Raw genomic sequence first — 13,587 nt, 5'->3', positions numbered from 1 at the left:
GCGGCTCCATGACGGCGATCCGCGCCACCGACGCCCAGACTCTGGCCGCGGTGAACGGCATCGGGGATCGCGAAACCTCCACGGCCTTCTACCAGTACACTTCGCCGTCCTCGTTCAGCATGGGACGGGAGACCGTGCCGCCGTAGTGCCGGTTCTCCATGTGCTCCAGGGCCTCGGCCACGCCTTGGAGAAAGCGCCGAGGGTCGGCCAGCCGGAGTAGCGGCCGTGTTCGGTGTGGTGCGCGTAGCCGATGTGGTGGTGCCACATGCCGGCGCCCGCCTCGATGAAGTGGTCGTCTCCGTCGCCGCCTGCGAAGGGGATCCACCGCTCGGCCCACCAGGGGGTCAGGTCGGGATCGTCCGGCTCCCAGATGCTCATGCACGCCTCTGGGACCAACCCCGGGCAGCAGCGCGGCGCCCGCCCGCACACACTAGGAAGGGACCGGTCCGCGCCCGAACCCCCGAGCGGGCAGCGGACCGGTTTCACGGCGCCGACGCGAACGGTCAGGACCGCATCAGTCGTCTTCGTCCCGCTGCTGCTTTCGTTGCCGACGCCGCGCCTCCACGTCCTGAAGCTGCCTCTTGAAACGCGCGGTTGACGCTCGTGCGATCTCGCTCTGCGGGGGAACGGCACCGGAGAACATCCGGCGTTCCAGGTCTCGGCCGAGCTGCTGGCTGAGACCGCCGAGGGGGTCGGTGGCACTCATCCCGTGAAGCTTGAGCAGGTCCACGACGGTTCGCTGCTCACCCACCCGCATAGGCACCTGGACCGTCTCGTCGTCGGCCGACAGCGGGTTCAGGGCCCGGCGCAGGTAGAACCAGTCACGGCTGTGGGCGAGGTGGAACAGCCACGGCCGGCTCCCGCGCCCGATGTGGTCGGGCAGGTAAGGGGGGAGAGGCGGTTGATGAGTTCCGCCACGTTCTCCCCGGCTTCCCGGTAGAAGGGGCGCTCCCCGCTGCCGGCAGTGCTGCTGTCCAGCAGGAGAGCCGAGACGAACGCCACCACCCGGGCTGGGTCGGGCACCAGGCCGAGCTGTTGCTGCACTACGGCTACAGGCCGCGCTGGCTGGACCTGGCGGTGCGGATCGCGCTGGAGGACCTGGCTGGGGATCTGCCGGACGCGGGGTGGGCGGTGCCGAGCCGGGCTCGGTGGCACTGGCTGGAGCTCTTTGCGCACTGGAGGGACCAGCGAGCATTTATCTGAAAATCATGCTCAACAAGAGTTAAATTAATGGGTGTATAAAAGCAGCTAACTGAGATGGCTAATGGTATGTTAGGTTGGTCCTGGAGGTGAGGCTTCATGCCCACGCAGGACGAGTTGTTCGCGGCAGTGGACGCGCTACTGGCCGGCGCCAAGCCGGGGCTGCAGCTGCCGGAGCCGGCCGAGCGGGCACGTCTTCGGGAGGCAGCCGGGGTCACCCAGGCGCAGCTGGCGAAGGCGCTGCAGACCACGACCCAGACGGTGAAGAACTACGAGAACGGCCGCAGCCAGCCGAAGCCGCCGCGCCTGGAGGCGTACGTGCGGCTGCTGGAGGGCTGGGCGGCGAAGTACCCCGCCCCGGACACCGCTCCGGCCGCCTCGACGGTCGACCAAGTGCCGGCCGCGTTCGCACCGGCGCCCGCCCCGGCCACGCCGGTGGAGGCCGCGCCGGATCCCACTGCCGATGCGGTGGAAGAGGCCGCCAAGGTCGCCCCGCAGGCTCCCGCCGTCCCAGCCGCCCGGCCTGCTGCGGCGCGTCCGGGCGGGCAGCCGCTGCGCCGCGCGGCGCGCCCGGCTCCCTACTTCGACGGCCAGTTCCCCAACGGCCCGCTGGCCGTCCTGGACGGCGACGGCGTCGCCTACGGGGTCGGCGGTCTCATCCTGGAGTGCCCGGCGACCACGCTCGCGCAGCTGGTCACCTGGGCGCTGGCCGAGTCCGGCCTGGGCACCGCCAGGTTGCACCGCAACGGCAAGGACGGCGACCCGCTGATTGTGCTCACCGCGGCGGCCGCCGCCAAGTTCGGGCTGCCGGCCACGCTGGACGACGACTCGGCGACCCGCCGCTCCCAGCGGCTGCCCGAGGACCACAAAGTGGTCAAGGCGCTGGCCCGCTCGAAGTGGCAGCTGACCCGCCGCGGGTTCGGCCCGTGGGCGCGGATCTACAAGCCCGTCAAGGACGGCCGCCGCCAATGTGTACAGCTCGCCGTCCTGCCGTGGCGGGCCCTGGACACCCGGGCCTGGGGCGACGCCGCCGACCTGCCGGCCCCGGACCTGGCCCGCGTCCTCGGCGTCTACGCCCAGCGCGTGATCACCCCCCGCGGCTCCACCGCGACCTGCGGCCTGGAACTCATGACCGCGCTGCGCCCGCCGACGCGAGCGGTACGCGATGAGGCCACCGGCGGCTGGGTGTCGGGGCCGAATCCGGGGGCGCTGACCGAGGTGGTCGAGGCGGCGCCGCCGGAGGTCCCGCCGGAGCACCCGGCCGCGCAGGACTGGGACGGTGGCTTCCTGGACGAGGAGTCGTATCAGTGGATCCGCCCGGTGGAGACCCTCTCCGAGGCGGAGATGATCGAGCCGTTCGCGGTTGGCATCGACATCAACACCGCCTACCTCGCCGCCGCCGCCCGCCTGTCGGTCGGCCTGTCCGGCCCGGTCCACATCCAGCGGCCGACCTTCGACAAGAAGGCGCCCGGCTCCTGGTTCGTCGACCTCTCCGGCATCCCGACCGACCCGCGCCTGCCCTCCCCGTTCACGCCGACGGGCAAGCCGCCGACGGGCCCGGCCTGGTACGCCACCCCGACCGTCGCGTACGCGGTCGAGCTCGGCTACGACGTCCAGCCGATCGAGGCGTACCTGCGGGAGAAAGCCGGCGCCTACCTGGACCCGTGGCACGACCGCCTGCGCGAGGCGTACGTGACCACGATGGCCGAGGCCGGCATCCCGGTCGAGAAGGACGCCGACGAGCGGCAGTTCCTGGCCGCGATGACCGCCCACCGCCTCCTCAAGAGCGCGGGCGCCGACCTGGACGCACTGCGCCAGGCGCTCGCCGCCGAAGGCCTCGGGCACCTGGCGGCGATGGGCGACGACCAGCTCGCTGCGGCCGCGTGGCGCCACCACCAGATCGCCATGGTGCTGTCCGCGGTGAAGAGCACGGTGAAGTTCGGGATCGGCAAGCTGCGCGAGCGCCCGCAGGGCGTCAGCTACAAGAAGGGCGAGCCGTGGCCGGCGCTGGAGCGCGAGACCTGGCGCCCGGACATCCGGGCGGCGGTCATCGCCAAGGCGCGGGTGAACATGCACCGCAAGATGGCCAACGTCGCGAAGGCGAACGGCCGCTACCCGCTCGGCGTGAATAATGATTGCGTCGTCTACGCCTCCCCGGGCGCCTGCCCGCTGGACTTCCTGCCGCTCACCGGCTCAGGCAAGGGCGTGCTGCCCGGCACCTTCCGCCTCGGCGCCACCCCCGGCCTGGCGAAGGTCGAGGGCGTGCAGCAGATGCTGACCGTCGTGGACTGGCTCGAGCGCGACCAGCCGGTCAACCCGGCCCGCCACATCAAGGGCTATGACTCCAACGACGTCGACGGGAAGTAGGAGGGGCCGTGGAGGAGCTCACCGACGCTATCGACCGGGCCGCGCCCGAACACTTCACCCAGCCCCTGCCGAAGTCCGCACAGGCCCAGATGCGGGCCCTCGTCAAAGCCGCCAAAGGCGACAAGAAGGCCGTCGCCGCCGCCCTGGGCGTCGACCCGAACACTGTCCGGCGCTACCTCAAGGGCGAGCGCAAGCACCCGCGCGCCGCACTGCGCGAGGCCCTGATCCGCGAGCTCCAGAAGGTGTGGCAGCCCGGCATCCGCCGCCAGGCCCGCAAGAAGGCCGCCACCACCGGCGGCATCACCGTGGAGGTGTGGGCCTACTTCGGGTACACCGCCCCGGTCGGCACGACCGACGAGCCCCGGCTGCGGCACCTCACTGTCCACCTCCCCCCGGAATACGCCGACCGCCTCTTCACCGCCCAGGACCAGGGCGCCAGCGACCAACAGATGCGCGACATCATGGCCGAGGGATTCCAGGAGGTGTATTTCAAGGACGGCGGACGCGCCCAGGGACTGGAAGTCGAATTCACCGGAATTCAAGCGATCGACGTGCAGTACTGACCATCGGACGGAGAAATACACGATGAACCACTGTGACTGAGTGCTTCAGTTGGCCAGTGGGCGGTTGAGTTGCCCGGCTCAGCGTTCGGTACCAGGGCGCCGGGCGGGTCCAGAGGGTGACGTCGCTACTGGTCGCGACGGCGAGAGTGCGTCCGGTCTGCGGGCTCCTTCGGTGCCGCCCACGACACCGAAGGAGCCCGTGGTCACCACCGCCAAAATCGGGCAACGAGGCCGGCTGATCCTCCCCGCGAAAGTCCAGCAGGCCGCCTACATCACCTCGGGCGACACGGTCTCGGTCCGCGTCGCGGACGACGGGACGATCACCATTGAGCCGCTTCACGTCGTGCGGACCCGGCTGCGCACCGTCTTCACCCCACTGTTCGACGGCCACCTCCCGGCCGGCCCGGCCCGGCTGCTCGCCGGCGGCGGAGACCTGACCCAGGAACCCATCCTTCCCTCTCCCGAGGCCGTTCCGGTGGTCAGCGGATCAGTTTGTGCAGCACCGGGACGCTCAACCCGAAGCCGGTCAGGCCGGCCAGGACCGCGCCGGCGGCGGGCCCGCCGCTGAGGAAGGTCAGCCCACCGGCGATCAGGCCGATGAAGGCCGCCGCCAGGAGGATGATGGCGGTGCGGACCGTCAGGAACGGGTCGGGCTCGGGCGGGGAGGCCGGGGTCGGGGTGGGCGAACTCACGTTCTTCTCCATCGGGCTGTCGGTGATTCAGACGCCCACTTCTACGTCGTGCCGGGCCCGGTACCCCACGGACGACTTCGCCCGGGGGCCGTTCTAAAGAATCTTGAAAAAGTCCGTGGGGTACCCGTGGGACGGCCACTTACAAGGGGTCGAACTCGGTTCCGGCGCAGTCCGGGAGCTTGCGAGTGGGGTGGGCCGGGGCCGAAATCGGCCCCTTCACTCTGAACGGGCCGAGGAGACGATCGAAAGGGGAGGCGATGCAGGGCGACGACGCGGGCATGCAGGTCGCGGCCGCGCTCGCCCGGGACCTACAACCCGCAGACCGGCCCGGCCAACGCGACCTCGGCGCGCCCGTCGCCCCCGAGATCCTGGAAGCGTTCTACGCCGAGAACTCCCGCGAGAGCCGGAAGGCCCGGAAGCAGCAGGAGAACATCGACCAGCGGATGGCCGACCAGCGGATCGTCGAGTTGTTGGCGCAGGACGGCTTCGAGGGGCCGCGGTATGACCGGTTCGTCGACGAGCTCGTCCGGTACGGGATCGCGGTGCTGCGGGCTTGGATGCACTCCGGGTACGTCTTCAAGCTCGTCGCCCAGCGCGGGTTCGGCCTCAACCCGCACGAACTCGAGCTGGAGGAGCTGCACCGCAACACCGACCTGAGGGAGGAGCTGGCCACCATGACCGTCGCCCTCGCCCTGCCCCGCTTCCGTCAGCGAGCGTTCGTCGAGGGCGGCTGGCGGCTAGACGGCGGCGCCAGCATCACCACCTACTTCATGGGCGCCTGCGCCTACGACTTCCCGAACCAGTTCCGCCAATGGCGGACCAGCGAGGAACGACAATCCCGGGTCCTCGGACGGCAGAAAGCCGTCTACGAGGACCCCCTCCGCACCCTGAGCGTCGCCGACGAGGTCCTCGGCAACCTGCGAGTGATCACCGACATCGAAGGGCTCGACGACCCGAGAGTGAGGGCGGCGGTGGCGATGACCATCGACGGCTACTCGCAGGAGGAGATCCGCGAGGTCCTGGACGCCAAGACCGTACGGGCCGTGGAAGGCCTGCTTTACCGGTGGCGGACCAAGGCCAAGCAGCATGAGGAGCGTGGCGAGCGTGGATGACGACCAGGACTTCGACGCGCTTCTGGAGCGGTCCTCCCTCGGCTCTCCCGGGGCTCGTCGGCTGCGTGCAAGCACCTCGGCGTCGCGTGCCGCCGCCGTCCGACGGATTGTCGAACTACGCAGCATCCTCACCCATGCAGACGACACCGCGGCCAAGCAAGCGATGGCCGAGCTATCGGAGGCACTGCACGGCATCGGCCACAGCACCCCTGAGGCTGCCCTACGCCGTGCCCATGAGCTTCTCCATGACTGGGGTATCAGCTTCCCCAAGCCGGATGATCCCGCAACCACGTCCCCCGAGCCACCACAGTTCGATCGTGTCTCCCTTGAAACGGACAACGAGGAGACCATGCGACACCTTCAGCGGCACCTGGGGGACTACGGCATCCCGAGCAGGCTCACGCCCCCTCCCGGGAACGATGAGTGGCCCACCCTTGTGCTGACCGTGCGCGTAGCCCCTCATCAGGTCGCCCGACTGACCGCGGTGGTGAGCTTCTATCTCAGTGAAAGGCCCGATGTACGGATCACCATCCGCACCCCGGACGGACGTGCCATCGAGATGGCATCGAACCGGCTTTTGAACATGGACAGGCCGATTCTTGCCGCCCTCGAAGGACTGCCGAGGGCAGAACGAGATTGATCATTATCCTTCCCTCTTCCGACGCTCCGCCGGACCGGTGAATCAGCGCGCCCGGCCGCCCCGGGCCGTCGCCCCGGAATGACGACCGACCCACGACGGACGGCCATGACCCACCGGACAGTCCTCCGGCTATGAGCACACCGCACCTTCTCCCCGGCCGCCCGCCTGGCCGCATTGCGGGCACGGTGCCGACCCTGCGAGCGACCCGGTCGGCTTCAACGCCGACACCCGCACCCTGCGCATCGCCTGCGACTCCCCGGCCTGGGCCACCAAGCTGCGCCTGGAGCAGCGCCAGCTCCTCGCCAAGCTCAACGCCGCCAGGCCCGACACCGTCCGCGCTATCGACATCCGTGTCGGCGCGGCCGCCGTTCCCGCTCCGGCTCCCGATGTCGAACCGGCCCCGGCCCGGCAGCGCACTGCCCCGGCGACCGCGCCGAGCGCGCCCCCGCTCGCCGACAACGCCGTCTACCAGCAGCTCCGCCAGCAGATGCGCGACCAGGCCCAGGCCCGTCAGGCCGCGCTCGACCAACAGGCTGTCGCGAAGGAGGAGATCCTGCGCCAGCACTACAACCGCCTGCGCGAACCCGAGGAAGCCCACCGCCCCTGCGTCGAAGACGAGGAGGCCCTGGCCCGAACCGCCCGAGCCCGAGAAGCCCTCGCCCGCCGCCCTGGCGGTCGCCCGCGGTCACGCCGTCCCGCTGCGCACCAACCGGCCACCCTCTCCGGTGCCGCGTGACCAGGACGCCTCCACTGCCCGCCCGCCGACCGCTACCGTCGAGCCCGAGCGCGGCGAGCCGCTCGAGCTGCTCACCGGTCAGCTTCGCCCGGCGGGTCTTGGTGTTGGAGATCCACACCCCCGAGCTTCACCTCGACCGTCCCGCCGTCGCTGTCGGGGATCTCCTCGACGTGGCTGCGCGGTACGGTCACCGAGCCGGTCCGCACCCGGTACTGCGCGAGCGCGATCAGGCCCCGGCAGCGGCCTGATCGGAGTTTTGACACCCTTCAGGCGGCCAGGTGGTGCGTTCAGCTGTGTGCGGGCTTCCCGTCGGCGGCGATCGCCGCCAGCCCGTTGTCGGTCGGGCCGTAGATCCGCCCGCCGCTGGCCCAGAACGGGACGGGTGTTGACGTGCCGCCGCTGGCATGGAAGTCGAACGTCCAGCGGGGGGAGCCGGTGACCGGGTCGAGGGCCCACACCTTGCCGTGGATCCAGATGTAGAGGGTGTCGTCCGAGAAATGTGCCGCCATGTCCTGGAGCATCCCCATGGGAAGGGAACCCGACCAGCGGACGGCACCGGTCTTCGCGTCGAGGGCCTGGACGACCGTGCGGACCTTCGCGTAGTGGGTTCCGGCCGCGTAGACGGTGGCGCCGTCGGTGCTCGCCACCGCCGTCTGGAAGGCCCACTCGCCCGGGGACTGCCAGACCACCTTTCCGTCCGCCGGGTCCACCGCGTAGAGCCGGTCGGCGAGGTAGAGGAACCGGCCTGCGGCGGAGCTGTGCGGACCGTCGCAGAAGAAGGACAGGTTGGTGATGACGGCTCCGGTGCCGGGGGCCAGTTGCTGCCACAGGCTCTTTCCGCCGTCGCCGGCGTCGAGCGCCTCCAGCCGGCCGGCCTTCTTGAGGGTCTCCAGGTTGTAGGAGGCGCTCTCGAACAGCAGGCGGGACCCGGAGGAGGGGAGGTAGAGGCGGCCTTGGCTGCCCACCTCGTCACGCTGGTGGAGGTTCTGCCAGCGGATCCGGCGGGCCGCCGGATCCACCGCCCACACGAAGTCGGCCCCGTACCTGTACTTGAGCGGGTCTTTCGGGTCGAAGAGGGACGCGTCCCCGCGGACGTAGACGAGGCCGTCGAGCAGGCCGACCACCGAGGCGGAGGCGCCGATGCGCAGGTCCGGCTTGGGGAGCGTCCAGGTGACGGTTCCCGTCGCGAGGTCGACGGCCTTGAAGACGTAACTCAGGTCGCCGGGACTGGTGTACCCGATGACGTAGGCCGTGCCCCCGCCGACGGCCACCGGGCTGTCGCCGCCGCCGATCCCGTGCGGGGAGCTGTAGTTGGTCAGCGGTTGCCACCGCTGCTGCCCCGCGCGGTCGATGGCCCACACGCTCTTCATCCCGGCGGCGACGATGGTGTCGCCGTCTCCCGTCACCTGGATCAGCGGTTCGGGCACCGGCGACGTCCACAGCGGGGTCGCGGCGACGGTGGTCTCCAGCGAACGGGTGTAGTCGCTCGGATCCGCCACGGGAGTCGGAGGCGGGTTCTGCGAACCGGGGAAGTCCTGGGACTGCTCCCTTTGGCCGGTCGTCCGGGTGAGATAGAGCGCCGTGCCAGCGCCGGCCAGGGCGACCGCCCCGCCGGCCAGCCCGAGCAGCACCTTGCGCCGACCGGGCCTGGGCGGAGGCGTCGTGTGGCCGAGCCGGACGGTCGGAGACCCGGCTGCCGACCCGGCCGTCGTCACCAGCGGCTGCGGCCCCGTGGGCGCGACCGGTGGAGGCGGCAGCGGGGCCGGGGCCGCGACCGGGGTCATCACCGCCGCCGCCTCCTCGATCGCCGAGACCAGCACCGGATGCAGCCACGTGCCCGGGGACAGCGGCCCGGCGCCCTGGGAGGCGGCCAGTTGCCGGGGCGTCGGCCGGTCGCCCGGGGCCTTGGCCAGGCAGGCCGCGATCAGCAGCCGTACGCCGCCGGGCACCGCCGCCAGGTCCGGCTCCTCGCTCACCACCTTCCGCAGGACCTCCAGCGGGTGCCCGCCGTCGAACGGCCAGGTCCCGCCGGAGGCGGCGTAGGCGAGCGTCGAGCCGAGCGAGAACACGTCGCTCGCCGGGCCCGCCCTCCTCCCCATCGCCTGTTCCGGAGACATGAAGGCGGGCGTGCCGAAGATCGCGCCCTCGGCGGTCAGAGCGGTGCCGTCGGCGGCGCGCGAGATGCCGAAGTCGATGATGTGCGGGCCGTCCAGCGCCAGCAGGATGTTGCTGGGTTTGAGGTCGCGGTGGGTCAGGCCGGCCGCGTGGATACTCTTCAGCTCCTCGGCGATCCCGGCCACCAGGATGCGCACGACGTGCTCGGGGAACGCGCCGACCAGCCGCACCGCCTCGTCCAGCGCGACGCCCGGCACGAAGACGGTCGCCATCCACGGGACGGGCGCGTCGGTGTCGGCGTCGACCACTGGGGCGGTGAACGCCGAGGAGGCCGCCCGGGCGGCCGCCACCTCGGCCCGGAAGCGGGCCCGGAACCGTGCGTCGCCGGCCAGCTCGGGTCGGATCAGCTTGACCGCGACCGTCCGCCCGCCGGCCGACCGGCCGAGGTAGACCGACCCCATCGCGCCCGCGCCCAGCCGGCCGAGCAGGGCGTACGGACCGATCCACGTCGGGTCGGCGGGTTCCAGCCGGCGCATGCTCAGGCCCCCTTCGCGGGCAGGGCGGTGACCGTCTCGGTGGCCGTGTCGGACACGCAGAGCCGTCCGGCGCCGGCCGCCCAGGCGAGCCGCGTGGGGTCCTGGCCCTTCAGCCCGGAGTACTTCCAGCGTGGCTTGCCGTTCGCCGGATCGAGGGCCCAGAGCACCGCGTCCGGGCCCATCCGGTAGACGGTGCCGTCGGCGTACAGCAGCCGGGCGCCGAGGAACTTGGCCTCCGGATCGTCGAGCGGCAGCGGCGCCCGCCAGCCGGTGCGGCCGTTGGCCGGGTCCACGGTGGCGAGCGAGACTCCTCCGTCCGTGTCCTTCCCGAGGAAGTACACGACCTTGCCGTCCTCGCCGGTGGCCAGGCCGCCGCCGCGCAGGGAGGGTATGACGACGCCGCCGAGGGTCCACGCCGGGCCGCCGTCCTTCGGATCCACCGCGGTCACCGTGCCCTGAACGTCGGGGGCGAGGAAGTACCCCCCGGCGGCGGCGATGCCGAACGCCATGAGCTTGCGGGACCACGCCACCGCGCCCGTCGCGTCCAGGGCTCTCAGCTCGTCGAAGTTGGTGACCATCAGCCGGTCGCCGCCCGGCAGCAGCGCGGACTGGACCATCAAGGTGTCCTCGCCGTGGAACCAGAGGGTCCGGCGGGCGGCGAGGTCCACCGCCCAGACGTGGCTGCCGGTCGGGAGGATGCCGTGGTCCTTGCCGTCGCCCGCGCCCAGCAGGTAGGCCTTGCCGTCGCGGATTCCGGCGAAGAAGGCCTCGCCCGTGGTGTTCGTCTGCTCCAGCGGGGCCTTCCAGTCGATCTTCCCGTCGGCCAGGGTGATGCTCAGCAGTTGGGTGCCCGCTACCTTCACCGCGCCGAGCACCCCGGCCCCCGGGCCGAGCGACCCCGTTCCCACCGGGATGTAGAGCCGGCCGCCGTCCGCTCTGGCGACGAGGCACGGGGTGTTCGGATCGATGGCGAAGACGCCGCCGGCGGTGATGTCGTCCAGGGTCCACTTGGTCCGGCCGCTGTCGTCCACACCCCAGATGTGCTGGAGGGAGACGCACACCGTCACGCCGTCGGCGCACAGCACCTGCGCGCTGGGACTCGCCTGAGTGACCTGCCACAGCGGTTTGGCCTCGGCCACGTCGGCACCGGACGGGCGGACCAGGGGGACGGGCGTGCCGCTCGCGCCGGCGGCCGGTGTGCCGCCTGCCCCGGCAGCGCCGCCCCGGTCGCCCAGCAGGGCGACCGCGCCGGCCGCGCCCGCCGCCGCGAGGACGCCGCCGACACCGAGCAGCACCGCGCGGCGCCCCGGGCGGCGCCCGGACCCCGCGCCCTGCGGCGCCGCCCCTGGAGGCAGCTCCGGCGGCACCGGCGGCAGCGGTGGCGCCTTCGGCAGCGCGATCAGCAGCTGCCGCACGCCGAGCACGTCCGCCGCGACGGCCTGCGGGAGCCAGCCGCCCTCCCCGGCCGGCCGCCCGATCCGTTCGACCAGCTCGACGAGCTGACGCGGCGTCGGTCGGTGCGCCGGGTTCTTGGCGAGGCACGCCGTGACGAGGTGCCGGATCCCGTGCGGCAACCCGCTCAGGTCGGGCTCGGTGTTCACCACCCGGAACAGCACCGCCGCCCCCGCACCGTCCCCGAACAGGTGGGCGCCCAGGGCCGCGTAGGCGAGCGTCGAGCCGAGCGAGAACACGTCGCTCGCCGGGCCCAGCTGCGCCCCCATCGCCTGTTCGGGGGACATGTACGGCGCAGAGCCGATGACGGAGCCGGTGGTGGTGAGCCCGGTGCCGTCGGCGGCGCGCGAGATGCCGAAGTCGATGACGTGCGGGCCGTCGAGGGCCAGCATCACGTTGGCGGGTTTCAGGTCGCGGTGGATCAGCCCGGCCCGGTGCACCTCGTCGAGCGCCTCGGCGAGCCCGGCGGCGAGCGTACGGACCGTCTCCTCGGGCAGCGGGCCGTGCGTGGTCACCGCCCGTTGCAGCGGGACGCCGACCACGAAGGCGGTCGCCATCCAGGGCGTGGCGGCCTCGGTGTCGGCATCGACGACGGACGCGGTGAACGCCCCCGAGACCCGGCCGGCCGCGGCGACCTCGTGCCGGAAACGGGCGCGGAAGGCCCCGTCCTCGGCCAGCTCCGGCCGGATCACCTTGACCGCGACGCTCCGCCCGCCCGCCGAGCGCCCCAAGTACACCGCGCCCATGCCGCCGGCCCCGAGCCGCCCCATCAGGATGTACGGCCCGACCTGTCGTGGATCCGTGGGTCCCAGTTGTTCCACCGCTTCCCCTCCCCGTCCCGCAAGCCCTCACAGGCTAGGGCGAAGCGTGCAGGCATGACAGGCGATCATCCAGGATTGTTCGAAGACGCTGGGCCCGGACGGGGGCAGTGCCAGTCGAGCCCAAGCAGGGCGAGCTGGTTGAGTTGCTCGGCGGTGAGTTTGGCGCGGCGGCTCTTGGATTTGGGGATCCACGCGCCGAGCTTCACCGCTACAGTGCCGCCCTGCTCGTCCCCCAGGTCCTCCATGTGCTCCTGGGGACCGTCACGGACCCGGTGCGCGCCTTGTACTGGGTCAGGGCCGTCATGCGAAGGCGTCAGAGCCCCTCTTGGCGGCTTCTTCGGCGCCTCCGGCTGGATGCCGAGGGCGGCCAGGCGCCCCTGCTGTGCGTCCATCAGGCCCTGCCACACGATGTGCTGACGCTGCCGCTCCAGCCACCGGCCCACGTCCGGCCCGTTGATCGTCACCCCCGGCAGCAGATCCGCCAGCACACCGGGACGCACTGGTTGGACAGCCACTGCCCGACCGGCTTGTCCAACGCGGTGGATCCTCGATTCGAAGGGGCTTGCTCAGCTTCGGGTCGACGGGGCCGACGTTCGATTGAGGTGGAGTCACATGTTCATAGGCGCGAGATAAGCACTGCGTGTGATTGTGTGGCAAAAATCGACTATTTCGATTCGAATCCTTGGAAATCTCTCGGAATTTCCATAGAAGTATGCGCCATGAAGCATGCAACACCGAAGAATCCAAAAAATATCCCTGATGGGACTTGGCAGCAGGCGGCCTGCAGCCCAGGATATGAGCAGCAAAAAAGAAGCCCCCAGCCCACTACTTGGCGGTGAGCGGCCGGAGGCTTCTTGTCGGCACCTAGCTCCCTGTAGGAGGCAGTACCTGTGCGTTCCCAGCGTAAGACACCATCCCTGCGGAGGGATACTGTCAGTTTCGACACAAGCGCCCTGACCGTGATCACCCTGGCTCTGGTCGCCGGAGCCGTTCTCATCCTCAGCGGCTCAGCAACGCCGCCTGAAGCCGCCGGCTACATCGCACCTGCCTTCGCGATCGTCGGCAGTGGTAGGGGGCACCGGAACAGGTAGGCGAAGCGGGTCCAGCACCTGGCGCTGGACCGCACGCCTCTTCAGCCGATGTTCCAGCTTTTGGCAGCCACCCAATCCTGAGTCCCCGGAAAATGGAACCCTGCTGACCGCTGCCGGTCAGCGCCAGTGGAGTCCGAGTGCGGCGAGTTGGTCGAGTTGCTCCTCAGTGAGCTTGGCCCGGCGGGTCTTCGTGTTGGAGATCCAGACCCCGAGTTTCACTTCCACCGTCCCGCCGTCACCGTCGGGCACCGGCTCAACGTGC

General features: G+C 71.0%; 12 protein-coding genes and 1 pseudogene. 8 read left to right on the top strand and 5 right to left on the bottom strand.

Annotation, left to right across the window (positions count from 1 at the left end):
- Nucleotides 1–8 precede the first annotated feature (8 nt).
- Nucleotides 9–146 carry a hypothetical protein gene (locus PUR71_RS07000; RefSeq protein WP_329925463.1) on the top strand — a complete coding sequence of 46 codons (138 nt, stop codon included), beginning with the start codon at nt 9–11 and terminating at the stop codon, nt 144–146.
- Nucleotides 147–514: 368 nt separating this feature from the next.
- Here PUR71_RS07000 and PUR71_RS06995 read toward each other — a convergent pair whose 3' ends face one another.
- Nucleotides 515–730, bottom strand: coding sequence for a hypothetical protein (locus PUR71_RS06995; RefSeq protein WP_329925462.1), 216 nt, complete (start codon nt 728–730; stop codon nt 515–517).
- 569 nt (nt 731–1,299) lie between these two features.
- Here PUR71_RS06995 and tap point away from each other — a divergent pair.
- Genes tap through PUR71_RS41150 form a run of 3 tightly spaced genes read left to right on the top strand, consistent with a single transcriptional unit; the run spans nt 1,300 to nt 4,698 of the window.
- The gene (gene tap / locus PUR71_RS06990; protein ID WP_329925461.1) at nt 1,300–3,567 is read left to right on the top strand and encodes a telomere-associated protein Tap; all 2,268 of its coding nucleotides are present in this window, start codon (nt 1,300–1,302) and stop codon (nt 3,565–3,567) included.
- 8 nt (nt 3,568–3,575) lie between these two features.
- Nucleotides 3,576–4,130: a telomere-protecting terminal protein Tpg gene (gene tpg, locus PUR71_RS06985; protein WP_329925460.1), complete on the top strand. Its 555-nt coding sequence runs from the start codon at nt 3,576–3,578 to the stop codon at nt 4,128–4,130.
- Between the two features lie 40 nt (nt 4,131–4,170).
- On the top strand, nt 4,171–4,698 hold the full coding sequence (locus PUR71_RS41150; protein ID WP_443077402.1) for an AbrB/MazE/SpoVT family DNA-binding domain-containing protein: 528 nt from the start codon (nt 4,171–4,173) through the stop codon (nt 4,696–4,698).
- Here the strand turns inward: PUR71_RS41150 and PUR71_RS06980 are convergent.
- Entirely contained in the window at nt 4,610–4,822 is a 213-nt protein-coding gene (locus PUR71_RS06980; RefSeq protein ID WP_329925459.1) for a hypothetical protein, read from the bottom strand. The genes PUR71_RS41150 and PUR71_RS06980 overlap by 89 nt on opposite strands.
- A 257-nt stretch (nt 4,823–5,079) precedes the next feature.
- On the opposite strand from PUR71_RS06980, the gene PUR71_RS06975 reads away from it, so the two are divergent.
- From PUR71_RS06975 to PUR71_RS06965, 4 genes and pseudogenes are all read left to right on the top strand, one after another.
- Nucleotides 5,080–5,934, top strand: coding sequence for a hypothetical protein (locus PUR71_RS06975; RefSeq protein ID WP_329925458.1), 855 nt, complete (start codon nt 5,080–5,082; stop codon nt 5,932–5,934).
- On the top strand, nt 5,927–6,574 hold the full coding sequence (locus PUR71_RS06970) for a hypothetical protein (protein ID WP_329925457.1): 648 nt from the start codon (nt 5,927–5,929) through the stop codon (nt 6,572–6,574). Before PUR71_RS06975 ends, PUR71_RS06970 begins: the two co-directional genes overlap by 8 nt.
- A gap of 211 nt (nt 6,575–6,785) precedes the next feature.
- Nucleotides 6,786–6,911: pseudogene (locus PUR71_RS41145) on the top strand (DciA family protein); the annotation flags it as partial.
- A gap of 150 nt (nt 6,912–7,061) precedes the next feature.
- Nucleotides 7,062–7,310 (top strand): hypothetical protein, encoded by a 249-nt coding sequence (locus tag PUR71_RS06965; RefSeq protein ID WP_329925456.1) that lies wholly within the window; start codon nt 7,062–7,064, stop codon nt 7,308–7,310.
- Between the two features lie 287 nt (nt 7,311–7,597).
- On the opposite strand, the gene PUR71_RS06960 is transcribed toward PUR71_RS06965, so the two are convergent.
- From PUR71_RS06960 to PUR71_RS06950, 3 genes are all read right to left on the bottom strand, one after another.
- Entirely contained in the window at nt 7,598–9,961 is a 2,364-nt protein-coding gene (locus PUR71_RS06960; RefSeq protein WP_329925455.1) for a protein kinase domain-containing protein, read from the bottom strand.
- Between the two features lie 2 nt (nt 9,962–9,963).
- Nucleotides 9,964–12,234 (bottom strand): serine/threonine-protein kinase, encoded by a 2,271-nt coding sequence (locus PUR71_RS06955; RefSeq protein WP_329925454.1) that lies wholly within the window; start codon nt 12,232–12,234, stop codon nt 9,964–9,966.
- 65 nt (nt 12,235–12,299) lie between these two features.
- Complete coding sequence (locus PUR71_RS06950; protein ID WP_329925453.1) at nt 12,300–12,722, bottom strand: helicase associated domain-containing protein; 423 nt, start codon at nt 12,720–12,722, stop codon at nt 12,300–12,302.
- Nucleotides 12,723–13,587: the final 865 nt, after the last annotated feature.

This window comes from Streptomyces sp. SP17BM10 (assembly GCF_036322405.1).
Classification (GTDB): domain Bacteria; phylum Actinomycetota; class Actinomycetes; order Streptomycetales; family Streptomycetaceae; genus Kitasatospora.
This window is presented reverse-complemented; position numbering and strand designations above follow the sequence as displayed.